The sequence below is a fragment of the Lacibacter sediminis genome (assembly GCF_014168535.1).
Classification (GTDB): domain Bacteria; phylum Bacteroidota; class Bacteroidia; order Chitinophagales; family Chitinophagaceae; genus Lacibacter; species Lacibacter sediminis.
Genome location: NZ_CP060007.1, coordinates 3,762,440 through 3,785,521 on the forward strand (window position 1 = coordinate 3,762,440; position 23,082 = coordinate 3,785,521).

At 40.2% G+C, this 23,082-nt stretch carries 30 protein-coding genes; 2 read left to right on the plus strand and 28 right to left on the minus strand.

All coding sequences use genetic code 11. From position 1 onward, the window contains the following. Positions 1 to 11: 11 nt before the first annotated feature. A complete protein-coding gene (locus tag H4075_RS15890) occupies positions 12 to 1,925 on the plus strand; it encodes a sensor histidine kinase (RefSeq protein WP_182801813.1) in 1,914 nt (637 codons plus the stop codon). Positions 1,926 to 1,927: 2 nt separating this feature from the next. Here the strand turns inward: H4075_RS15890 and H4075_RS15895 are convergent, their stop codons facing one another. The 3 genes from H4075_RS15895 to rpsA form a co-directional block, all read right to left on the minus strand. Continuing rightward, on the minus strand, positions 1,928 to 2,314 hold the full coding sequence (locus tag H4075_RS15895; RefSeq protein WP_182801814.1) for a DUF423 domain-containing protein: 387 nt from the start codon (positions 2,312 to 2,314) through the stop codon (positions 1,928 to 1,930). Beyond that, positions 2,307 to 2,813, minus strand: a complete 507-nt coding sequence (locus tag H4075_RS15900; protein ID WP_182801815.1) for a shikimate kinase — start codon at positions 2,811 to 2,813, stop codon at positions 2,307 to 2,309. The genes H4075_RS15895 and H4075_RS15900 overlap by 8 nt, the downstream gene beginning before the upstream one ends. 236 nt (positions 2,814 to 3,049) lie before the next feature. Next, entirely contained in the window at positions 3,050 to 4,954 is a 1,905-nt protein-coding gene (gene rpsA, locus H4075_RS15905) for a 30S ribosomal protein S1 (RefSeq protein WP_182801816.1), read from the minus strand. 333 nt (positions 4,955 to 5,287) lie between these two features. Between rpsA and H4075_RS15910 the strand changes: the two genes are divergently transcribed. Further along, a complete protein-coding gene (locus tag H4075_RS15910) occupies positions 5,288 to 5,845 on the plus strand; it encodes an RDD family protein (RefSeq protein ID WP_182801817.1) in 558 nt (185 codons plus the stop codon). A gap of 19 nt (positions 5,846 to 5,864) precedes the next feature. Here the strand turns inward: H4075_RS15910 and H4075_RS15915 are convergent, their stop codons facing one another. The 25 genes from H4075_RS15915 to rplB all read right to left on the minus strand — a co-directional run bounded on the left by H4075_RS15915 (position 5,865) and on the right by rplB (position 23,056). Beyond that, positions 5,865 to 6,650 carry a hypothetical protein gene (locus tag H4075_RS15915; RefSeq protein WP_182801818.1) on the minus strand — a complete coding sequence of 262 codons (786 nt, stop codon included), beginning with the start codon at positions 6,648 to 6,650 and terminating at the stop codon, positions 5,865 to 5,867. A 44-nt stretch (positions 6,651 to 6,694) separates the two neighbouring features. Next, on the minus strand, positions 6,695 to 7,609 hold the full coding sequence (locus tag H4075_RS15920; RefSeq protein ID WP_182801819.1) for a 1-acyl-sn-glycerol-3-phosphate acyltransferase: 915 nt from the start codon (positions 7,607 to 7,609) through the stop codon (positions 6,695 to 6,697). Between the two features lie 112 nt (positions 7,610 to 7,721). Continuing rightward, positions 7,722 to 8,276 carry a hypothetical protein gene (locus H4075_RS15925; RefSeq protein ID WP_182801820.1) on the minus strand — a complete coding sequence of 185 codons (555 nt, stop codon included), beginning with the start codon at positions 8,274 to 8,276 and terminating at the stop codon, positions 7,722 to 7,724. 80 nt (positions 8,277 to 8,356) lie between these two features. Continuing rightward, complete coding sequence (locus tag H4075_RS15930) at positions 8,357 to 9,643, minus strand: aminotransferase class V-fold PLP-dependent enzyme (protein WP_182801821.1); 1,287 nt, start codon at positions 9,641 to 9,643, stop codon at positions 8,357 to 8,359. A gap of 176 nt (positions 9,644 to 9,819) precedes the next feature. Continuing rightward, on the minus strand, positions 9,820 to 11,073 hold the full coding sequence (locus tag H4075_RS15935) for a BaiN/RdsA family NAD(P)/FAD-dependent oxidoreductase (RefSeq protein WP_182801822.1): 1,254 nt from the start codon (positions 11,071 to 11,073) through the stop codon (positions 9,820 to 9,822). Between the two features lie 5 nt (positions 11,074 to 11,078). Continuing rightward, positions 11,079 to 12,593 (minus strand): M20/M25/M40 family metallo-hydrolase, encoded by a 1,515-nt coding sequence (locus H4075_RS15940; protein WP_182801823.1) that lies wholly within the window; start codon positions 12,591 to 12,593, stop codon positions 11,079 to 11,081. A 59-nt stretch (positions 12,594 to 12,652) separates the two neighbouring features. Further along, positions 12,653 to 13,459, minus strand: coding sequence for a type I methionyl aminopeptidase (map, locus tag H4075_RS15945; RefSeq protein ID WP_182801824.1), 807 nt, complete (start codon positions 13,457 to 13,459; stop codon positions 12,653 to 12,655). 62 nt (positions 13,460 to 13,521) lie between these two features. After that, positions 13,522 to 14,862 carry a preprotein translocase subunit SecY gene (gene secY, locus H4075_RS15950; RefSeq protein ID WP_182801825.1) on the minus strand — a complete coding sequence of 447 codons (1,341 nt, stop codon included), beginning with the start codon at positions 14,860 to 14,862 and terminating at the stop codon, positions 13,522 to 13,524. A gap of 76 nt (positions 14,863 to 14,938) precedes the next feature. Continuing rightward, positions 14,939 to 15,388, minus strand: a complete 450-nt coding sequence (gene rplO, locus H4075_RS15955) for a 50S ribosomal protein L15 (RefSeq protein ID WP_182801826.1) — start codon at positions 15,386 to 15,388, stop codon at positions 14,939 to 14,941. Between the two features lie 125 nt (positions 15,389 to 15,513). Further along, positions 15,514 to 15,696: a 50S ribosomal protein L30 gene (gene rpmD / locus H4075_RS15960; protein ID WP_182801827.1), complete on the minus strand. Its 183-nt coding sequence runs from the start codon at positions 15,694 to 15,696 to the stop codon at positions 15,514 to 15,516. 55 nt (positions 15,697 to 15,751) lie between these two features. After that, complete coding sequence (gene rpsE / locus H4075_RS15965; protein ID WP_182801828.1) at positions 15,752 to 16,270, minus strand: 30S ribosomal protein S5; 519 nt, start codon at positions 16,268 to 16,270, stop codon at positions 15,752 to 15,754. A gap of 28 nt (positions 16,271 to 16,298) precedes the next feature. Further along, positions 16,299 to 16,658: a 50S ribosomal protein L18 gene (gene rplR / locus H4075_RS15970; protein WP_182801829.1), complete on the minus strand. Its 360-nt coding sequence runs from the start codon at positions 16,656 to 16,658 to the stop codon at positions 16,299 to 16,301. 48 nt (positions 16,659 to 16,706) lie between these two features. Beyond that, positions 16,707 to 17,261, minus strand: coding sequence for a 50S ribosomal protein L6 (rplF, locus tag H4075_RS15975; RefSeq protein ID WP_182801830.1), 555 nt, complete (start codon positions 17,259 to 17,261; stop codon positions 16,707 to 16,709). 86 nt (positions 17,262 to 17,347) lie between these two features. After that, complete coding sequence (rpsH, locus tag H4075_RS15980; protein WP_182801831.1) at positions 17,348 to 17,746, minus strand: 30S ribosomal protein S8; 399 nt, start codon at positions 17,744 to 17,746, stop codon at positions 17,348 to 17,350. Between the two features lie 90 nt (positions 17,747 to 17,836). Then, positions 17,837 to 18,106, minus strand: a complete 270-nt coding sequence (gene rpsN, locus H4075_RS15985) for a 30S ribosomal protein S14 (RefSeq protein WP_182801832.1) — start codon at positions 18,104 to 18,106, stop codon at positions 17,837 to 17,839. Positions 18,107 to 18,109: 3 nt separating this feature from the next. Next, a complete protein-coding gene (gene rplE, locus H4075_RS15990) occupies positions 18,110 to 18,685 on the minus strand; it encodes a 50S ribosomal protein L5 (RefSeq protein ID WP_182801833.1) in 576 nt (191 codons plus the stop codon). 27 nt (positions 18,686 to 18,712) lie between these two features. Beyond that, complete coding sequence (gene rplX / locus H4075_RS15995; RefSeq protein ID WP_182801834.1) at positions 18,713 to 19,045, minus strand: 50S ribosomal protein L24; 333 nt, start codon at positions 19,043 to 19,045, stop codon at positions 18,713 to 18,715. A 131-nt stretch (positions 19,046 to 19,176) separates the two neighbouring features. Continuing rightward, positions 19,177 to 19,545, minus strand: coding sequence for a 50S ribosomal protein L14 (gene rplN / locus H4075_RS16000; RefSeq protein WP_129132878.1), 369 nt, complete (start codon positions 19,543 to 19,545; stop codon positions 19,177 to 19,179). Between the two features lie 101 nt (positions 19,546 to 19,646). Beyond that, the gene (gene rpsQ, locus H4075_RS16005) at positions 19,647 to 19,904 is read right to left on the minus strand and encodes a 30S ribosomal protein S17 (protein WP_182801835.1); all 258 of its coding nucleotides are present in this window, start codon (positions 19,902 to 19,904) and stop codon (positions 19,647 to 19,649) included. 44 nt (positions 19,905 to 19,948) lie between these two features. Then, a complete protein-coding gene (rpmC, locus tag H4075_RS16010; protein ID WP_182801836.1) occupies positions 19,949 to 20,158 on the minus strand; it encodes a 50S ribosomal protein L29 in 210 nt (69 codons plus the stop codon). Positions 20,159 to 20,189: 31 nt separating this feature from the next. After that, positions 20,190 to 20,609, minus strand: coding sequence for a 50S ribosomal protein L16 (gene rplP, locus H4075_RS16015; protein WP_182801837.1), 420 nt, complete (start codon positions 20,607 to 20,609; stop codon positions 20,190 to 20,192). Positions 20,610 to 20,680: 71 nt separating this feature from the next. Continuing rightward, positions 20,681 to 21,475: a 30S ribosomal protein S3 gene (gene rpsC / locus H4075_RS16020; RefSeq protein ID WP_182801838.1), complete on the minus strand. Its 795-nt coding sequence runs from the start codon at positions 21,473 to 21,475 to the stop codon at positions 20,681 to 20,683. Positions 21,476 to 21,492: 17 nt separating this feature from the next. Beyond that, the gene (rplV, locus tag H4075_RS16025; protein WP_182801839.1) at positions 21,493 to 21,843 is read right to left on the minus strand and encodes a 50S ribosomal protein L22; all 351 of its coding nucleotides are present in this window, start codon (positions 21,841 to 21,843) and stop codon (positions 21,493 to 21,495) included. Between the two features lie 64 nt (positions 21,844 to 21,907). Next, positions 21,908 to 22,180 carry a 30S ribosomal protein S19 gene (rpsS, locus tag H4075_RS16030; protein WP_182801840.1) on the minus strand — a complete coding sequence of 91 codons (273 nt, stop codon included), beginning with the start codon at positions 22,178 to 22,180 and terminating at the stop codon, positions 21,908 to 21,910. Positions 22,181 to 22,216: 36 nt separating this feature from the next. Then, entirely contained in the window at positions 22,217 to 23,056 is an 840-nt protein-coding gene (gene rplB / locus H4075_RS16035; protein WP_182801841.1) for a 50S ribosomal protein L2, read from the minus strand. Between the last annotated feature and the right edge of the window lie 26 nt (positions 23,057 to 23,082).

Sequence of the window (23,082 nt, forward strand, 5' to 3'; positions counted from 1 at the left end):
CTTTCTGCTACATGAAAAAATACTGTCTACCCATTATTCTGTTCTTTCTGAATCTTTCCGTGGCCGGTGCCCACCAGGATACAAGTTTGTCGGTGATCTATACATCCAAGGTGATCAATCTGCATTTTCTTCAACCCAACATGCACGTGTTTGTTGATAAACAAAACAATACCGATATACAGACTCTCCGGGGATCAATGTTTCTCCACCTGAACGAAAAACCAAAGCGGAGTGTATCGAAAAACTCTCTTAGCGGATCAAATATCTATCTCCTCTTCTGGATCAATAATGATGAAGAAAAACCCCGTAATTTCTATATTTCGCCGGGCATTTATGCAAGAGAATGTGTTGTGTTTTCAAGGTTGAATAATGATTATCCGTGGGTTGAGATACCCGGGCAGATCGATCCTTCAAAAAACGAAAACGCTTACCGTTATTTTACTGTTCCGTCAGGTGTGGAGATGCAAATACTTGTCCGTTGCCGGTACGCAAAGGCTGCTGTTGTATCACTAAAGCCGTTCCTGATCAATCCTATTTATTTCGACGATCACGTTAACAAGATCCACAATAACTGGTATGGTTTAAATACGTTTACTTACTTGTTATGTGGATTGCTGTTAATGATGTTACTCTATTCATTTGCAAACTATGTGCAGAATTATAAACGATCATTTTTATACTATTCTATCTATGCACTTTCTATTGCTGCACTCCTTTTTTTAAAAGCAGTTTTATACCAGCGATCGATACCCTTCAATTTCTTTTATGAAGAATATTTCGATTACTTCCTGCAGATCATAGGTTACATTTTCTACATCGGCTTTACAAGAATGTTTCTTGATACGCCAAAGAATTATCCCCTGCTGAACAAGATGTTCATTATTGCAGAAATAATACTGGCAGTGTTCCTTACTGTTTTTACAATACTATATTTTACCGGCGAAGCATACAGCAAGCTTGAATCAACAGAAAATGCAAGTAAATTCTTCCTGATCTTTCTCGGAATTATGTACCTCGTTTTGGGTATTGTGAAACGTAACAAGCTGATGAATTATTTACTGATGGGAAATATCGCAAATCTCATCGGTGGTGGTATATCCATGTTTCTTATTTCATTTCCTTCAACCAGTATTTTTCCTTCAACAGGATTATTCCGTCAATCATTATTTTATTTCGAAGTAGGTATTTTGTTTGAATTGATTTTCTTCCTGCTTGGTCTTGTCTATAAAAACAAAATAGAATTGATTGAAAAAGTAAAAATGGATGAAGCCATTAAACAGGAAGCCGACAGGCAGGAGTACGAAAAACAGATCGCTATATTAAGTGCGCAGCAAGATGAACGTAGCCGTATTTCTGCAGACATGCATGACGAGTTAGGAAGTGGTGTTACAGCTATCCGCTTGTTGAGTGAAATTGCACGGCAGAAAACAAAACAGCAACCTATCGACGAAATCTCACGCATCTCCTACAATGCCAATGAACTCATGACCAAGATGAATGCCATCATCTGGAGTATGAATCCCGGCAACGATACGATGAGCAGCCTTGTAGCCTATATCCGCTCCTATGCATCTGAATACCTCGATAATTTTAATATGGATTACAACATCAATGTTACAGCTGATATTCCTGATGAAGATGTGTCAGGTGTAAAGCGCCGTAATATCTTTTTGGTATTAAAAGAGTCGATCAACAATGTAATGAAACATGCAAAAGCTACACAGGTTGAGATCAACATTCGTTTTGCCAATGAAAATATGCTGGTTGAAATCGTTGACAACGGCAAAGGAATTGATCCTGAAAAATTAAACCAGTTTGGTAATGGTTTAAAAAATATGCAGCGACGCATGGAAAGTGTTGGTGGAAGTTTTACCATTCTTAACCATAATGGAACAACTGTAAAATTAGAAATGCCTTTGCACTGATTCTATTCTTTTCGTACACCCAGGAAGAGAAACAACCATCCGGCAATAAAACATACACCGCCAATTGGCGTAATAGCACCTAGCCAGTTTACTGATGTGGCACCTGTTGCTTTTAAAAGTATCATAGTGTAGAGTGATCCGCTGAAGACAAGAATACCTGTAATGAATAAATAACCTGCACGCTTATACCAAACATTAATTCCCTGCTTTAACAGTACACCCGTAAGCGCAATTGCAAACAAATGATAGAAATGATATTGTACTGCAGTTTGCCAGGTTTGTATGGCTTTTTCATCAACCAATTCTCTTAATGCATGTGCACCAAAAGCACCAAGGGCAACCGCAATTGCACCAAGGATAAAACTGATGCTTAAAAACTGCTTATCCATTCCTGCGTATGATTTTTTGAAAGTTATCGAGGCTCATAAACTCAGCCGGCAAATGATACATTGCCTGGTTGTAAAAATGTTCCCGCTCGGTAAGTTTACCCGTAATGAATTGTGCCAGCACCTCATCATTCATACCGGCTATCAATGGCCTGGTTTCCTTTTCTGTATGTAAACGTTTTACCAGTAACTCAACGGGACTTTTGATGTAGATCGTTACACCTTGTGCATTCATCCGTTTCATATTATTATGAAAACAAGGCGTGCCGCCACCGCAACTGAGAATAAAATTATCAAGCTTCATGTAAGTGCAAAGCGTTTCTTTCTCCATCTTTCTGAACGCTTCTTCACCTTTCTCTTCAAAAATTGCAGTTACCGCTTTCCCTTCACGCTTTTCTATTTCTTCATCAAGATCGTAAAACTTCAACCCAAATTTCTCACTCCATTGCTTGCCCCAGTATGTTTTACCGCTGCCCATAAACCCTGTAATGAAATATCGCATGAAGGAGTTAGTTGTTTGCTACGAAGGTAGTGAGTGATAAGGGATGAGTGATGAGTTACTTCAACTTATTTTATTGCTTACGAATAAAGTGAGTGGCGAATGGTGAGTGTGAATAAAACCCTCGACACAAAATTCCAACGATTCATTGGATATGTCCGATTGCGTATTCACCATTCACAACAAAAAAGCCCATCGTTTTTCAACGATGGGCCGTATAAAGATCAGTTATAACTGTCTTATTCTGCGCTCTTGCTTTCTTCAGCACCGCCATCTAGCTTCTTCTTCAGATCGGCGAGAACACCTAAGTCACCAAGCGTGGTTTTTTCCACTTTGCTTTGTACTTCTTTCACCGCTTTCTTGGTGCGTACAGCATCAGCTTGTTTTTCTTTGAACTCAGCGTTCTTCTCGTCAGCAATTGCTTTTTCCCAGATACGTGCATGACTGATTACAACACGCTTTTCGTTACGATCGAATTCGATCACGACAAACTGTGCAGTTTCGTCTGCCATTACCTGTTTGCCATCTTCCTTGTTCAGGTGACGGTTAGGAGCAAAACCTTCAATACCGTAAGGTAATTGTACAATTGCACCTTTATCGTCTTTTCTTGTTACATGACCTTCATGAACAGTTCCGATTGCAAATGTTTCTTCCAATGCATTCCAGGGATCTTCTTCCAGTTGTTTGTGTCCTAACTGGAGTTTGCGATTTTCCTTATCAATGCTGAGGATCATTACTTCAATATCCTGTCCAACCTTAGTGTATTCACTTGGGTGGTTGAAACGCTTGGTCCAGCTAAGATCACTGATGTGGATCATACCGCCGATACCTGCTTTCAATTCAACAAACACACCGTAAGGAGTGATGTTCTTCACTAAACCTTTGTGCTTGCTTTCTACAGGGAATGAATCTTCAATAGTGCTCCATGGATCCTGGCTCATTTGCTTAATAGAAAGACTCATCTTACGAGCGTCTTTATCAAGTGTAACGATCTTGGCTTCATGCTCATCACCCATTTTGAAGAATTCTTTCGCATTAACCGGCGTGTTAGCCCAGCTGATTTCACTTACGTGAACCAGACCTTCAACACCAGGCATAATTTCCAGGAATGCACCATAGTCTTCAATGTTTACAACCTTACCTTTCACCGTGTTACCTTCAACGATTGATTCGCTGAGTGTATCCCATGGGTGAGGAGTCAATTGTTTCAGACCAAGGCTGATACGTTTCTTATCATCATCGAAGTCGAGAACTACAACGTTCAATTTCTGATCCATCTTCAACACTTCTGTAGGATGGTTGATACGGCCCCAGCTGATATCAGTGATATACAACAAGCCATCAACACCACCGAGGTCAAGGAACGCACCGAAATCAGTGATGTTCTTGATCGTACCTTCCAGTACCTGACCTTTTTCCAGTTTGCCCATGATCACCGCACGTTGTGCTTCAATATCGCTTTCGATCAATGCTTTGTGACTTACAACAGCGTTCTTAATGGTTTCGTTGATCTTCACCACTTTAAACTCCATTGTTTTACCAACAAACTGATCGTAATCTGTTACAGGCTTCACATCAATTTGTGAACCTGGTAAGAATGTTTCCATTCCAAATACATCAACGATCAAACCACCTTTCGTTTTGCTTGTAACAGTACCGGTAACAATTTCACCAGTTTTGTGTACTTCCATAATACGCTCCCATGCACGTGTAATGCGGGCAAGCTTGCGGCTAAGATGTAAGTGACCTTCCCTGTCTTCTTTCTCAACAACCATTACTTCAACAGTGTCACCAACTTTTAAACCTGGTAAATCACGGAACTCGTTCAAAGAAACGAGACCATCACTCTTAAAGCCAATGTTTACTACAACATCTGTTTTTGTTAATGCCACAACCTGGCCATCAACAATTTCAGCATCGTTTACCTGCTTGAAAGTACCATCATAAACTGAATCGTACTTTTCACGCTCTTCCTGTGTGTAAATGGCAACGTTACGTTTGTCAACGCTCCAGTCAAAATCATCATGAGCAGTTTGCTCAATTACAGGTGCCTTTGTTGTCGCTGTAGATGTTTCGGCAACTGGTGTTGCTTCCACGTTCTCCTGTGCATCAGCGTTTGAGTTAACAATTTGATTTTCTGACATAAAATAGCCCCGATTTGTTTAGTTGATTCGGGGGTGCAAATGTAGGCTAAAAAGCTGTTGGGGCAAGGGTTTTGAGCTTGGTTTTTTTGAAGAGGAAAGGCATTTTTTGTGATCGGCTCCGGTATTTCATGGAATCGCCTGTTGCCACAGTTTATCCCGATCGCTATCGGGACTCGCTTCGTGGTCCCGAATTCTGATTTTCAGTGTGTTACCTAGGTATGCCATAATTATTGCAGAGTGATAAATTTCAAGCCCCTTAACAAGTATGGCATACCTAAAGCTGCCTGCCGCAAGTATGGACCGCCTGGCTTATTTTTATGAACTATGGAACAAATGGAAAACTTGCTCAACGATTTTGAAGAACCACAGTACAGCTATGTTGGATTCTGGCCACGCTTTGGCGCACTGCTTATTGATGGAATTATTCTTGTAGTTTTTGCGTACCTGCTGAGGCTTTCACTTGCAGAACTGGAGAACAGTCTTGTGCTGCTGATTGTAACCGCAATTGTTCCCCTGTTCTATAACCTGTTTCTTGAATATAAGTACGGGGCGACACTTGGTAAAATGTTGTTGAAGATAAAAATCGTGAATTATGAGTTACAGCCACCCACCATCAGCAATGTTATTCTTCGCAATATCATTTACATTGGTTTGCAGTTTGTTTCTTTTGGTATTGATCTAAACAGTTACCTCAAATCACAATCATCCGATCTGGGCGATTTTACAGGATTCGCCAGTTATTTTACTCCGGAAGTAATAATTGCGGTTATCTATGCTGCCTGCGTATTTGTTATTTACATGATTGAAATGATCTTCCTGTTAAATGATCCAAAATACAGAGCCTTACATGACCGGATTGGAAAAACTTATGTTGTCAGAAATTCAGCATGAGTAATTGAAACAACAAAGCTTAAGCTTCTTTAATCCTTGTTGTTCTGATCAAACCAATCACAATCATCAAAAGACAAAGACCAATGCCGCCATAAGCAATAGTTACAATTTCACTGTACTCTTTTTGTGAAACAGAAATTCCATAAAAGGCCCATGCAACAACAAGCGTATAGAAAAAATCTCTGCGAAAGATCGAGAAGAACGCTCCAAGCAATGCTGCTATAGTGATCATGATACAACTCCACATCACTGCATCAACGCCAAAGCCATTCCAGTTATAATGAACCAATAAAGCCGTTGTATTGGCAATAGTTGCTACACTAATCCAACCGAGATAAACAACAAACGGCACATAAAGGAACATGCTTTTTACACCGTTTAGTTTTGATCTGTACGGTTGCATTTTTATATAGATCAGGATGAGCGTACCTAAAAACCACAACATAAAAAGCAATGACAATTCAATTAACAACAGGTGCCACATAATGATCCACACCCCGTTCAACGCACAGGTAAGAATAAAATACGGAGCAACTGTTTTTACAACAGGCATCATCGCATCTGCATCATTCTGCTTCCATAAAACAGACGAACTGAAAATAACATAGCCCAGTAAGAGTAAATAAATAACACCCCATATACTGAATGTAAAACCAGCCGGCACAAACAGGTTCGGATACATGGCACTTATTTCGCCTGTTGTATAACCATTCAACGGCAAGCCATTGGCCAGTGCATTCATGGTGATCATGAATGCAAAAAACAAAAGCTGATAAATGGCAAGATGACGAGTGTTTGTGATCATTGCTGTTATTTATACAATTTACAACTGAATCGCCATACTGTTCACTATTTCCACATCACATAACTTTTTGCAAGCAATGGCAAAACTACTATTGAAGCAAGTGCCCACCATCCTCCAACAAAACAACACAGCAATGCAGCAATAGACAATAAGTAGAGAGGATACAAAAATGCCATCAGGCAAAAAAGAATACTATCATAGTACTGTTCACCACGCAATTTCCATGCAAGACGTTCTAAAGGAAAATAGAAAAGGATATGAGTAAGTACACCCAATATGGCAGGAATGAAAAGCAAAGGCTTTGGAATTTTTATGCTGCTATCAGCATTGGTTATCTCCGATAATTCCTGCAACTGCACTTCTGCGGCTTTATTGATAGCTACTGAAGCTAAACCGCTTTCCATATTTGCCGAGATCACTTCTCTACCAAATTGCTTTCCAAAATTGATATCAAACGTTTTGGGAAAGTCAACAAATGAATTATACCTGATCCACACGGGTAAAAAAGTTACATCCAGTCCATCGGCCCATGCCTGCATCAACATACGTGGTGCACCCTTTTTAAGGGGTAGTTGTAACGTTGTTTGGTGTTTGCAAAATCCTTCTACAAATATGAGCACATGTTCGCCACGTTGCAGGATCTTTCTTACTTCTTCAAATGTTGCATCGTTATTTGCAAGCTGACCTTTCCCATCGCTCATACGATAAATGGGAATCATGTTTACTGAACGTAATATCTTTCTTACAATCGGATTTTTGAACACACCACTTCTTGTAATAAAATGCACACGATGGTCCATGACGGTACCAACTATAACAGCATCAAGAAATGAGTTGGGATGATTCACGCCCAGTACCATGGGAGTTACGATCTTTGTTGCGTCTGGATTATAAATACTCAGCCGTTTGCAGAAAATCAAAAAATAAAACTTTGCCAGGATCTTGGTAAAAATATACATCCGGTAATAAACTTAAGTGTGGCAAAGTAAGGGAAAAATCCAATGATGGAGTTACCGTTAACTAAAAACGCCACCCGGAAACCGTGGTGGCGTTTATTCACTTACTGTTATTTTATTGTTCAGACACCAGCTTACCTCTTTCATCAAACACAAAAGTTCTTTTCTTACCTGCCTGCTCCATAATGATCTGAAAAAGGCTCGGGTTCTTTGGCTTTTCGATCTTGATCACATCTGTTGGGCTTCCCTTTGGAAAGCGACGCAGAATTTCATCCAATACCGGGCGTGGAGCCTGTTCTCTTGCCATGGGTGTTCTGGTGTCAACACGTTCGCCATTACTATGGTAAGTTGCTGTTGAACGCCATACGCCATTACCAAATACAACTGTCCAATCACCACGGTTCTTTGTCCAGGTTGCATTTACTGCATTCGGATATTCACCGGCAAAAGCGCTGCCTACTTTTGTGGGAATGTTCTTTCTTACTTTGCTGTTACCGTTTTGTTGTGTATTAGCAGGGTTCTGTCCGTTGTTCTGATTATTGTTACCGTTCGTTGTTTGAACAGTTTTATCAGGCTTTTGCTTATCCTTGGTTTTTTCTTTGCTTTTGCCCTGGGCAAAACCAATAGCTCCTGCCAGTAGAAAAATAATGAGAGTAAAAAATTGTTTCATACGTGTATTTTTTGTTCATGGCCAATTAAAGATCAGGTGCAAGTTAATAAGAGCAATTAATATACCAAATGGTTGCAGCATCAACCTCCTATCTGCCTGATAGCAGTTACTAACCTATCCAGATCTTTTGTTGAGGTGTAAACATGGGGCGTTACTCTTACGCCATGAATATTTTCCCAATCAATGGAAACAGTATGAATTTTATATTTATCATGTAACTTTTTGGCAACCTCTCCCGGCTTCATTCCTTCGATGGCAATATTGGAAATAGCACAATAGAACTTTTTATTTTTGGGTTGAAGGAACGATACTTTTTTCAGATCGCTTACTTTATCGATCCAGTAATCAGTTAAATAACGAAGTCGCTCTTCTTTTCGTTTTGAGCCAATGATATTGTGAAAATCAACTGCATTACCAATAGCCATTTCACTGGCAAAAGAACGTGTTCCCAATGACTCGAATTTTCTTATATCTGCACCATCCGGTTCTACGGCACTCAGCAAAGCCCAGATGTTTTTGATCTTTTCTTTTTTGATCCATAACAAGCCGCTGCCGAATGGAGCGCATAGCCATTTGTGTAACGAAGTAGCGAAGTAATCGCATCCGAGATCAGGTATCTTGAAATCAGTATGACCAAACGTATGTGCCCCATCTCCTATTACTTCAATACCACGTTTATGTGCTTCATCTGCAATTTTACGAATAGGAAGTATTTGCCCCGTCCAGTTTATAAGATGAGTCACGTGTACAATCTTTGTTTTAGATGTAAACGCATTTACATATTGCCGAACGATCTCGTCTTCATTTTCAATGGGCAGTTCAAGATTCAACCACACTAATTTTATCCCATCTCTTTTTTCACGCTGCTTCCATGCATTGATCATGTTGGGGTAATCCTGTTTGGTCAATACCACTTCATCTCCTGCTTTTAAATTCAATCCGAAGATGACGGTATTCAATCCTTCTGTTGCATTTCGATTGATCGCCAACTCTTCTGCATCACAACCTGCAAGCTCAGCTAACTTTGTTCGCAGCCCTTCTCTGCCTTCATCCAATGTTCGCCACATATAATACGACGGCCCTTCATTACTGAATTGATAGAAACGTATATGTGCATCCTGCACAATTTTCGGTTGCGGGCTTACACCACCATTGTTGAGATCAAGCAAATTTGGCGAAACGGTGTACTGCTCCTTTACCCATCCCCAAAAGTCTTCATCCGTCATTGCATCGTGGGGAGAGAGTTGTTTGAACTGATGATATTTTTGTTCTGCTTCTTTTGAAAACAATGAATTGGTAAAAGGAAGAAAAGTAAAAACACCTGTTGTTGCTGACAGATTTCGGATGAAATTTCTACGGGACGACATGCATTTGGGTTTAGCTAAAGATAGTTTTTTTGAACAAGTACAAGACTGATAAAAATCACTCCGGCAATAAACCTATAGAGCTGTTTTTCATCAAACCGTACTGCTAATTAGCTATAAAAAAGCTGAGATATTTTTTTATTTATTATCCGTGACGAATAAGTTTATATCTGTGCAGCTTATTGGGAATTCAGCGACATAGCAGCAATGGTTTTTGCGGCAATAAAACCACTCGTCCATGCATGTTGAAAGTTGAAGCCACCGGTAACACCATCTACATCAAGTATCTCACCGGCAAAAAATAAATTGGGATGCAGTTTACTTTGCATTGTGTTTGGATCAACCTGTTTCAGATCAACGCCGCCTGCAGTTACAAACTCTTCTTTAAAGGTGGTTTTGCCTTTCACATGAAATTCATGGTTGCATAAAAGCTGAATGAGTTTGTTCTGCTCTTTAGCAGGAACATCGGCCCAACGCCATTCATCTTTTATTCCTGCTTGCTGTAACAGGAATAACCATAAACGGTTGGGCAATTGAAAAAGATTATTGTTAGCTATCTTTTGTGAACCTTTCGTGTTACGTATCAACTGCAGCTCATCTTTTAGTTCCTGTTCTTTTGCATCGTTTAGCCAATTCACGTTGATGGTGAAATCATAATTACGTTCCTGTAATTCTCTTGCACCCCATGCTGATAGTTTCAATACACATGGTCCGCTCATTCCCCAATGTGTAATAAGCAATGGCCCGGTGTTCTTTAATTTGGTTGACTGAATTTTAATCGTTGCTTCCTGCACTACCACGCCCATCAATTCTGTGATCGGATGCTTCGGCATATTGAAGGTGAACAAAGAAGGTACCGGTGAAATGATGGTATGATCTGTTCCTTTCAACCAGTCGAATTGTTGCAGCTTGGGAAAACCACCGCTTGCAATGCAAACAAAATCTGCTTCCATATTTTCATCGTTACTTAATCCCACTTTCCATTTTCCATTTTCCACTTTCAATTTCTTCACCTCCCTGTTCATCAGCACTTCTATTCTGTTTGCATTTACTTCTTTCATCAAACAATCAATGATCGTTTGTGATGAATCAGTAACAGGGAACATTCTTCCATCGGCTTCTGCTTTCAGTTTCACTCCTCTTTCTTCAAACCATTTAATTGTATCGGTTGTAAAGAATTGATGAAATGCTTTACGTACAAAATGTTCTCCACGAGGGTAACGTTTACTCATCTCCTGCAATTCAAAACAGGCGTGTGTTACATTGCATCTTCCACCACCACTCACTTTTACTTTCGATAATAACTTACTTGATTTCTCAAGGATAGTTACCTGCAATGCAGGATTCATTCGTGCTGCGTTTATTGCACAGAAAAAACCTGCGGCACCACCGCCGATCACTACTAAGCGTTTTTGATTTTTTTCTCCTGACATTCGTTTTATTTCATCATCATCAAAGCAGCCATTGTTTCAATTCCGTTCCAGAAATTCAACAACCTGATATTTTCATTTTCTGCATGTTGATTGTTATCATGATTAGCAATGGGTACAGAAATTGTTTTTGCATTGAGGTATTGTTCAAACAAAAACAAGGGAAGACTTCCTCCCGCTGTTGGCATCAGCACAATGGATTCAGTAGTTGTTGATTGTACTGCTGCAATGATCTTTTTTGCAATCGGCAGATCCATTGGGGTTTTCTGCGCATTGTAACCACTGCTCAATGTAATCTTTGCAATTTTATCGTACTTACTTCTCTCCTCTTCTGTTGGTTCTGCAGTTGTAATATAGTATCCCTGACTCCTGATATGTTCAACCACAAGCTGTTGCTGTTTTTTCCAATCATTCCCGGCAACCATGCGAAGATCAAGAACTGTTGTTGCAGTTGTTGGTATTACATTACTTGCATTTTTACCAACATTGGCACTGTTTATTCCATTGATGTTAAGTGATGGCAATCCGATTGATTGGGCAAGGTTGTAGTCTTTCATTTCACGTTTGCTGAAACCTAACTCCTTTTTCATTTGCTCATCCACCGGTGGTACTGCTGCCAATGCTTTCTTTTCCATTTCACTCAATGGAATTACATCAGCATAAAAATCTTTGATTGTAACATTACCATCTTTGTCTTTCATTGATGCTAGTAGTTGCACCAACATCATGGCGGGGTTTGGTGCCCAGTTCCCATAATGGCCACTATGTAACGGCCGTTTAGAACCATACACTGTTACTTCCACATGTGCATCACCTCTTACACCAAACACCACTTGCTTTTTACCCGATTGATGAACCGGTCCGTCACAAAAAAGCCAGAGATCGCTTTGCAATAAGTTTTTGTACTGCTGTAAAATTTCATGAAGAAAATCAGAACCTTTTTCTTCTTCGCCTTCAAAAAAGAATTTGATATTCACGGTAGGCTTCATGCCTGATTTTAAAATTGCATCATATGCATTCAGTATAGCCATAACACCGGCTTTATCATCACTTGCACTTCTTCCATAAATTCTCCATTGCGGATCAAATGCTCTATCAGCCGTTGGAAATTCAATAACACTTCCACTTTGTTCAAGTGAATTAGTAAGCAGCTTTGGTTCAAATGGAGATAATCCTTTTGCCCACTGCGCTGCATTCACCGGTTGACCATCGTAATGCGCATAGAAAATAATTGTTTGCGTTGCACCCGGTGTTATTACTTCTCCATAAACAGCAGGTACGGCTTTGTTTGATGCGGGTGTGAGTAGTTGGATATTTGTAACTCCACGCTTCTTCATTGCATCCATTATGAATGCAGCATTTTTATAGATGCCTACTGAATCGCCTACAATGTTTGGTAGCTTAAGAAAAGAAACAAATTCGGAAATGATGGCATGTTCATTGGCTTGCCTGTATTGCCTGATCTTTAATACATCCGGGCTTTGGGCCAATAAAAAATGAGTGCAGCACATTGCAACACTCATGAATATTATTTTTCGCATCATACACTTTTATTAGAAGTGTAATTTACTGATTTGTGCAATCAGTAGTAAGATGAGTCAAGATTTGTATTGGCTTTCTCAGCAGCTTCAATAGAACTGAACGATGAAAGTATATCAGCCTTTCCCTTCTTGATACATACATCATGTTCGTAGTGTGCCGATGGCAAACCATCTACTGTACGGATCGTCCAGCCATCCTGATCATGATAGATCTCTTTCTTTCCGAGATTGATCATTGGCTCAATAGCGATCACCGTACCTTCTTTTAATTTTGACCCTGTTCCTCTCTTTCCGTAGTTAGGCACTTGCGGATCTTCATGAAGATTACGACCTAAGCCATGTCCCACCAATTCACGCACAACACCATAACCGTTTTGCTTCTCTGTATAATCCTGGATGGCAAATGAAATATCGCCTACCCGATTACCATGCACAGCTTTTTCAATGCCTTTGTAAAGCGATTCTCTTGTTACCCGTAACAACTTCCTCACTTCATCACTTGTACTTCCAATAATAAATGTGTAAGCACTGTCGCCATGATAACCGTTCATGAATGCACCTACATCAACAGAAACAATATCACCATCCTTCAACACATTATTTGTAGGAAAACCATGCACTACTGCATCATTCACTGAAATACATGTTGCGAATGGATATGTGCCCTGATAGTTCTTAAACGAAGGCACAGCACCATTATCACGTATGAATTGTTCAACCCTTGCATCAACCTGCATGGTGGTGATTCCTGCCTTCAGCATTTTAGCAGCTTCTGCCAGAGCATCACCAACAAGCAATGCGCTTTTGCGGATCAATTCAATTTCTAATGGTGAACGATAATGGATCATAAATCTTTTATTGAAAAAACCCCGGCTTTACGGCCAGGGTTTCTTATATGTTATTCTGTTTATTAAATAGCTGAGGAAGATACGGTCTGGCGTCCTTGTATCTTTCCGCCCTTCATCAAGCCATCGTATTGTCTCATCAACAAATGTGTTTCAATTTGCTGGAGTGTATCAAGGATAACACCTACCATGATCAACAGTGATGTACCGCCGAAGAAGGTAGAGAAACCACTTGTTACACCGAGATTCTTTGCAATACCCGGTAAGATACCAACGATCGCAAGAAACACCGCACCCGGCAATGTAATACGATCCATGATCTGGCCAATATAATCAGCAGTTGGCTGACCAGGCTTTACACCCGGAATGAAACCATTATTCTGCTTCAGGTTATCAGCGATCTGCTTTGGATTAAAGATCAAGGCTGTGTAAAGGAAGGTGAATCCAATTACAAGAATTGAATAAATAATCATGTACCAGATATTACCATGATCGCTCAACGTAGCTGCAATACCTTTTGTAGCATTGAAGCCTGTAAGCAATGTAGGCAGGAACATGATCGCCTGAGCAAAGATGATTGGCATTACACCGGAGCTGTTCACTTTAATTGGTAAGAACTGGCGTGCACCACCAAACTGGCGGTTACCAACGATCTGTTTTGCGTAGTTGATTGCGATCTTGCGTACACCCTGTACAAGAATGATCAATCCCATGATGATTGCAATAAGTACAGCGATCTCGATCATGAAACGGATCAAACCACCACCTGCACTTCCACTCTTTGCATCAAATTCCGCAGCAATAGACGCAGGGAAACGTGCAAGGATACCGATCATGATGATGAGTGACGTACCGTTACCTAAACCTTTATCAGTAATACGCTCGCCCAACCACATTACAAACAATGTACCTGCAGTTAAAACGATCGTTGTAGATAACCAGAAGAATGGGCTGAATGAAGGAATAACAGCAGCACCTGCAATTTCAGGGCTCTTTAAATAAGTTACATAAGCACTTGCCTGGAAGATAGTAACAATTACTGTGAGGTAACGTGTCCATTGATTGATCTTCTTGCGGCCGCTTTCACCTTCTTTCTGCATTTTCTGTAACTGAGGAACAAGTATGCTCATCAATTGCATAAAGATAGATGCAGAGATATAAGGCATGATACCCAATGCAAAAATGGAAGCACTCGAAAATGCACCACCTGCAAATGAATCAAATATACCGAGGATACCTTCTTTAGCTTTTGTGTTTAATTGCTCTAATCCGTTTGGATCAACACCTGGCAAAACAATATGTGAACCCACACGGTAAACCAGTAACAACAAAAGAGTGTACACAATTTTATTGCGCAACTCTTCAATGCTCCAGATATTCTTTAGGGTCTGTATGAGTTTTTTCACTGGAAAAAATCTTTTTAAAAATTTGCTGAAAAGAAAAAAGACGCATTTTCATGCGTCGGGCAAATATCGGGAAAAATTACTTTACAATTTCAACAGAACCACCGGCAGCTTCAATAGCAGATTTTGCTTTTTCGCTGAGTGCGTTTACTTTGAACGTAAGTTTTGTTTTGATCTCACCATTAGCAAGGATCTTCACCTTGTCTGTACGGCTGATTAAATTATTCACATACAGGTTTTCAACAGAAACCTCAGTGATACCATATTTTTCAGCAAGTTGTTCAATTTGTCCGAGATTGAATACACGGTACTCAACACGATCCGGGTTTTTGAAACCACGCTTTGGAACACGACGTTGAATTGGCATCTGACCACCTTCGTGTGCCATTTTGCTTTTGTAACCGGCACGGCTCTGTCCACCTTTGTTACCTTTTGTAGAAGTACCACCCTTACCGGATGCTTCACCACGACCTAAACGTTTTTCTTTGTGTGTAGAACCTTCAGCAGGTCTTAAATTGTGCAGTTTCATCTTTAATTGATTTTGAACTTTCGGGGAATCACCCCTCGCATTAATAATTTGAAAATTTGTGAATTTGAAGCGTTGAAAATGAAAGAACCAGAATTTTCAAATTGGCTCATCATCAACTATTCAAATTAAGCTACTTCTTCAACTTTCAGGAGATGGCTCACTTTGTGAATCATACCTAAAACCTGTGGAGTTCCTTCAACTTCTTTGCTTGAGTTTGTTTTGTTCAAACCAAGCGCTTTCAGTGTTTGCTTCTGACGCTCAGGTCTGTCAATTGGACTCTTTACTAAAGTGATTTTTATCTTTTTCATATCTCAGTCTTTTTTGACTGTCGACTGCCGGCTCACGACGTTCGACTGTATTCAATTATCCGTTAAATACTCTTTTTAATCCGAGGCTACGCACTTTCGATACGGCGATTGGTTCACGCAACATTGCTAAAGCCTTAAAAGTAGCTCTAACTACGTTGTGAGGATTAGCCGATCCGAGTGATTTTGCCAATACGTCGGTAACACCAGCGCTTTCCAATACAGCACGCATGCTGCCTCCGGCAATTACACCTGTACCGTGTGCAGCAGGTTTGATCAATACTTTAGAAGCACCTTCTTTTGCTAATTGATCATGAGGGATAGTTCCTTTCATAACCGGAACCTTGATGAGATTTTTCTTCGCATCTTCAATTCCTTTCTGAATGGCCATTTGTACTTCTTTGGCTTTTCCTAAACCATGACCTACCACGCCATTTTCATTTCCTACCACAACTACTGCAGAGAAACTGAAGGCACGGCCACCCTTTGTTGTTTTAACAACACGGTTAATGGCAACTACTTTTTCTTTCAGTTCCAGGTCACCTGCTTTTACTTTGTTTACAATTACTTTCGACATTTATGCTTTATTAAATGTTTACAATTGATTAGAAATTTAAACCTGCTTCACGTGCGCCTTCAGCTACCGCTTTTACACGGCCGTGGTATAAGTTACCACCACGATCAAACACAACAGCCGAAAGACCCAGCTCAGTTGCTTTGCGTGCAATAGCAGCACCAACCAGTTTGCTTTTCTCAATTTTCGTTACTTTCTGTGCCAGAATCTCTTTGTCTTTTGATGATGCAGCTGCAATAGTTACACCTGTAACATCATCAATCAACTGAACATAAATATCAGAGTTGCTGCGAAACACACTCAGGCGTGGTCTCACATTAGTACCTGCTACTTTCTTGCGAATTGAGTAGCGGATCTTTTGCCTTCTGACTAATTTGTTATCTGTTTTCATCTTTCTGTATTTAATATTCCTGATTCTGCCAGGAACTTAGTTTAATGATTATTTACCTGCTGCTTTACCTGCTTTACGACGGATGTATTCACCAACGTATTTCACACCCTTTCCTTTGTATGGTTCAGGCTTGCGCAAGCTGCGGATCTTAGCAGCAACAGCACCTAATAATTGTTTATCAATACCAGTGAGTGTGATCGTAGGGTTCTGACCTTTTTCCTGGGCAGTAGCTACTTTCAATTCATTAGGTATTTCAACGATGATGTTGTGTGAATAACCTAAAGCAAGATCAAGAATGTTACCTTGGTTTGCTGCTTTATAACCCACACCCACCAGTTCAAGTTTCTTTTCGAAACCTTCTGTTACACCTTTCACCATGTTTGAAACAAGTGAACGGTATAAACCATGCATCGCACGGTGACGACCCTGATCAGTTGGACGGTTGAATGTTACTTCACCATCTTTTACTTCTACAGTAATATCACGATCAATTGATTCTTTCAATTCGCCCTTTGGTCCTTTAACTGTAACCACGTTATCTTTTCCGAGTGTAATAGTAACACCCTGTGGAATTGTAACCGGATTTTTACCTATACGAGACATAACTTATTCGTTTTAATTTATTTTGATTTGTTGTTGACCGGTCAGCTTAGTATAGTTCAGCTTAATGTATCATCAACTTTTACTTCTTAGTAGATATAGCAAAGAACTTCACCACCTACATTGCTTGCTTTCGCTTGCTTATCGGTCATTACACCTTTAGATGTACTGATGATAGCAATACCCAAACCATTCTTAACACGACGGAAATCTTCAGGCTTAGAGTACTGACGTAAACCCGGACGGCTTACACGCTCTAATGATTGAATAGCCGGTACACGTGTTTGTGGATCGTACTTCAAGGCAATTTTAATAACGCCTTGTTTGCTGTCGTCTTCGAATTTATATTTCAAGATATACCCCTGATCGTACAAAATTTCAGTCATACGCTTTTTGAGGTTTGAAGCAGGAATCTCTACAATTCTGTGACCTGCCATCTGCGCATTACGAACACGAGTGAGAAAATCTGCAATAGGATCTGTAACCATTTTATTCTTTAATTGAATGATTTAAAAATTTGTTGCTTTGTGCATCATATTCAATACCTGCACAAACTTCCCTTTCGGGGTTGGCTGTTATTACCAGCTCGCTTTCTTAACACCTGGTATTTTACCATTCAGTGCCATGTCACGGAACATTACACGTGATATTCCAAAGTAACGCATGTAACCTCTTCCACGACCAGTCAATTGACAACGGTTCTTCAAACGTACAGGCGACGCATTTTTTGGAAGTTCATCCAAAGCAGCATAATCACCAGCAGCTTTAAGAGCAGCACGCTTCTCAGCATACTGAGCTACCTTTTTTTCTCTTTTTTGTTGACGGGCTGTAATTGATTTTTTAGCCATAACTTATTGTTGATCTTTTTTAGCATTTTTGAATGGCATTCCCATTTCTTTCAGCAACTCATATGCTTCTTCGTTAGTAGAAGCAGTAGTTACGAAAGTGATATCCAAACCGGTGATCTTATTCACTTTATCGATATCGATCTCAGGGAAGATGATCTGCTCAGTAACACCCATTGTGTAGTTACCACGACCATCAAATGATTTATCGTTGATACCTTTAAAGTCACGTACACGTGGTAAAGATGCAGAGATCAATCTGTCGAGAAACTCGTACATGTTTACACCACGTAAAGTAACACGTGCACCAATCGGCATGTTCTTACGGAGCTTAAAGTTTGAAATGTCTTTCTTAGACATTGTTGCAACTGCTTTCTGACCAGTGATGGTAGTAAGTTCATCAATTGCAATATCAACCAGTTTCTTATCGTTCACCGCACCGTTTACGCCACGGTTCAAACAGATTTTTTCCAGCTTTGGAACCTGCATGATGCTTTTGTAACCAAAACGTTTCATTAAAGCAGGTATAACTTCTGTTTGATACTTGCTTGCCAAACGGGGTGTATATTTTACAGTACTCATTTTCTTCTTGTTTTAACCTTCGTTAAATTATTTTACAGGCTGACCTGATTTTTTTGAAACCCTTACCAGCTTACCTGTTTCACGGGTACGCTTTACTTTAGTGGCTTGCTTACCATCCCACAACATCACGTTAGAGATGTGAATTGGAGCTTCTTTCTTTACAATACCACCTTTTGTATTTTGAGCACTCGGCTTTGTGTGTTTGGTTACGATGTTTACACCTTCAACCAATACACGTGCAGCGTCAGGAAATACTTCCAGAACAATGCGAGGCTTCTTTACATCTTTATCATCACCGGCAATTACAACTACTGAATCGCCTTTCTTGATGCTAAACTTGGGTTTAAATCTATTACTCATTGTCGTTTACTTTATCTCAGTTAGAGATTGTTGTTTATGTTGTTACCGGCTTACGGTACATTTATCATCTGTTGTTGCGTCGCACTCTTCAATAATCAGTTCAAAACTCATCACTGATTATTCATCACTCATTACAATACCTCAGGTGCCAATGAAATGATCTTCATGTAACCTTTATCACGCAACTCTCTTGCTACCGGCCCGAAGATACGTGTACCACGAGGCTCATCAGAAGCGTTAAGAATTACAACTGCATTATCATCAAAACGGATGTAAGAACCATCCTTACGACGTAACTTGTTTTTAGTACGTACAATTACAGCTTTTGCAACAGTACCTTTTTTGATACCGCCACCTGGTAATGCATCCTTTACAGTTACTACGATCTTATCGCCAATCTTAGCATAATCCTGGCCGCTGTTTCCTAATACCTTGATGCAAAGCACTTCTTTAGCACCACTATTATCGGCTACGTTTAATCTACTTTCTTGCTGAATCATTTCTTTAAACTTTTAACCCGTTGTTGTTACGCAGAGTATTTAAAAATTTTATTGGTTGCAGAGGCTTGCGGCTATTCGCCTAAAGCTTACGACAGAATTGGTTATTTCGCTTTTTCTACTACTTCTACCAGTCTCCAGCGCTTTGTTTTGCTGAGCGGACGGCTTTCCATGATCTTCACTGTATCGCCAATACCGCACTCATTTTTTTCATCATGAGCATGGAACTTGGTCGTTTTCTTTACGAACTTTCCATAAATAGGGTGCTTCACCTTACGTTCAACAGCTACAGTAATGGTTTTATCCATTTTGCTGCTGGTTACTACACCTGTCTTTGTTTTACGCAAATTTCTTTCTAACATTTTTTTGCTTTTTATCTTTATTCCCCGTCAGGGATTAGGGTCAATCAGATACCCATTTGTTTTTTTCTTAACTCAGTTTTCAAACGGGCAACGTCACGACGTAAGCCACGGATGCTCACCGGATTCTCCAATGGAGAAATAGCGTGTGCAAATTCGAGCTTCTTCAAACGCTGCTCATCTTCTTTGATACGTGCAGTGAGATCTGTAACATTCAGCTCTTTTATGCTCTTTAAAAAATCAGTTGTCTTTGCCATGTTAATCAGTTTAATCAGTTCAACTTTTTAATTACGCAACCAAGTCTCTGCGTACAATGAATTTTGTTTTTATCGGAAGCTTCTGTGCAGCCAGTTCCATTGCTTCTTTAGCAACTGTTTCAGGTACACCATCCGCTTCAAACAAAATACGTCCTGGTTCGATAATGGCCGCCCAACCTTCGGGGTTACCTTTACCTTTACCCATACGTACCTCTGCAGGCTTGCGGGTTACGATCTTATCAGGAAACACTCTGATCCACACATTACCTTCACGCTTCATCGCACGTGTCATTGCCTGGCGGGCACTTTCAATCTGGCGGTTGGTTAACCATACAGGTTCCAAGGCCTTCAAAGCATAAGAACCAAATGAAATGCTGGTTCCACGCTTCGCCACAGCACGGATACGTCCTTTCTGTGATTTTCTGTGTTTTGTTCTTTTCGGCTGTAACATTGCTTAATATATTTCTTGTTACTGTTTGTTGTTTTCTTTGTACTTGTTACTTCGTAATTCGTACTTGATTATTATCCTTTACGGCTGTCTCTGCGTTGGCCACCACCTTGTCCACCACCACGACGGTCATCTCTTCTGTCACCGCCTCTTCTGTCGCCACCACCATCTTCACGACGATCTTTACGATCGCTCACATCGCTCTTACCACCAATGAAGTTGGGGTTAAGATCACGCTTGGTCAATACTTCACCTTTACAGATCCATACTTTGATACCAATTTTACCATACACTGTTAATGCAAACAGGTTAGCATAATCAATATCCATACGGAAAGTATGCAATGGCGTACGGCCTTGTTTGATTTCTTCAGTACGTGCAATTTCAGCACCACCTAAACGACCTGAAACTTTAATCTTAATTCCTTCAGCACCCATGCGCATTGCAGAAGCAATTGCCATTTTAATAGCACGCTTGTAGTTGATACGGTTTTCGATCTGGCGTGCGATTGTATCAGCAACAATTGTTGCATCTACTTCCGGACGACGGATTTCCAAAATGTTGATCTGTACATCATCTTTACCAGTCAATTTCTTCAACTCTTCTTTAATACGATCAACTTCACCACCACCTTTACCGATAATGATACCAGGCTTAGATGTGTGAATAGTTACAATCAATTTGTTGAGTGTACGCTCAATCACAATTTTAGCGATACCGCCTTTATTGATACGGGCATTGAGATAAGTTCTGATCTTGTTATCCTCGATCAACTTACCAGCATAGTCTTTTTTGCTACCATACCAGTTACTCTCCCATCCGCGGATGATCCCTAACCTGTTACCAATTGGATTTGCTTTCTGACCCATAGAATGGTTTATAAGATTTAATCAATTAATTTTTTGTCTACGATAATAGTTACGTGGTTGCTGCGCTTTCTTACTCGGTAAGCACGGCCCTGTGGTGCAGGACGTAAACGTTTTACCATACGTGCACCATCAACAAAGATTGTTTTTACAATCAATGATGAATCAGCTGCACTTTGTCCGCTATTCTTTTGTTCCCAGTTGCTGATAGCACTTTTTAAAAGTTTACCAAGTGGTGTAGCGGAATGTTGTGGATGAAAATCCAGTAAAGCCAACGCTTTTTCAACATCCATTCCACGGATCTCATCAGCCAACAGACGCATTCTGCGGGGCGATGTGGGATAATTTCTGAGTTTTGCTACTGCTTCCATTTCTTTATTTTTTGGTTGATGGTTTAAAGTGAAGAGTATAGAATCTTCCTTTTACCTTTCACCATTAAGATATTTTCTTACTTGAGTGTCCTTTAAAGTTTCTTGTTGGCGCAAATTCACCAAGCTTATGACCTACCATGAATTCGGTTACATAAACAGGGATGAATTTGTTTCCGTTGTGCACCGCAAAAGTGTGACCAACAAAATCCGGGGTAATTGTAGAGCGGCGGCTCCATGTCTTAATTACACCTTTCTTTGATTTACCCTCGTTAATAGCGAGCACCTTTGTTTCGAGGTGAGCTGCTACATAAGGACCTTTTTTAATCGAACGAGCCATGTTATATTTTCGATTTTAAGTTTTTCGATTTCAAGTTTACTTCGCCAGTTTTTTACCATCCTTACGTTGGATGATGAGCTTGTTAGAACCTTTATGCTTAGAGCGAGTTTTCTCACCTTTTGCATACTTACCGGTTCTGCTACGTGGGTGACCACCACTGCTACGGCCTTCACCACCACCCATCGGGTGATCAACTGGGTTCATCGCAACACCACGGTTACGTGGGCGAATACCTTTCCAACGGTTAACACCGGCTTTACCAGCTGTTTCCAAACTATGATCGCTGTTACTTACTACACCTACTGTTGCATAACAGTTGATGAGTACTTTACGCAATTCACCACTTGGCATTTTCAATACAGCATACTTCTCTTCTTTGTTAGTGAGCTGTGCGCTTGTACCTGCACTGCGTACCAACTTACCACCTTGACCAGGCTGCATTTCAATGTTGTGAATGTTAGTACCCAATGGCATGTTCTTCATTTGAAGAGCATTACCTAATTCAGGTGCTACTGCATCACCCGCTACTACTGTTGCACCAACCTGTAAACCGTTTGGAGCAATGATGTAACGTTTTTCACCATCCACGTAATTCAGCAATGCGATGAAAGCTGTACGGTTCGGATCATATTCAATAGATGCTACTTTAGCAGGAACATCTTTCTTGCTGCGTTTGAAATCAATTACACGGTATTTCTTTTTGTTACCGCCGCCAATGTAACGCATAGAACGACGACCTTGAGCGTTACGGCCACCTGTAGACTTTACGTTTTCAAGCAAAGACTTTTCAGGAGTATCAGTGGTGAGCTCAGCATAAGCATTGCCGATTCTCCATCTGGTACCTGCGGTTACCGGTTTGTATTTTTTTAATGCCATTTTTAAAAACTTTTATTGTTCAACTT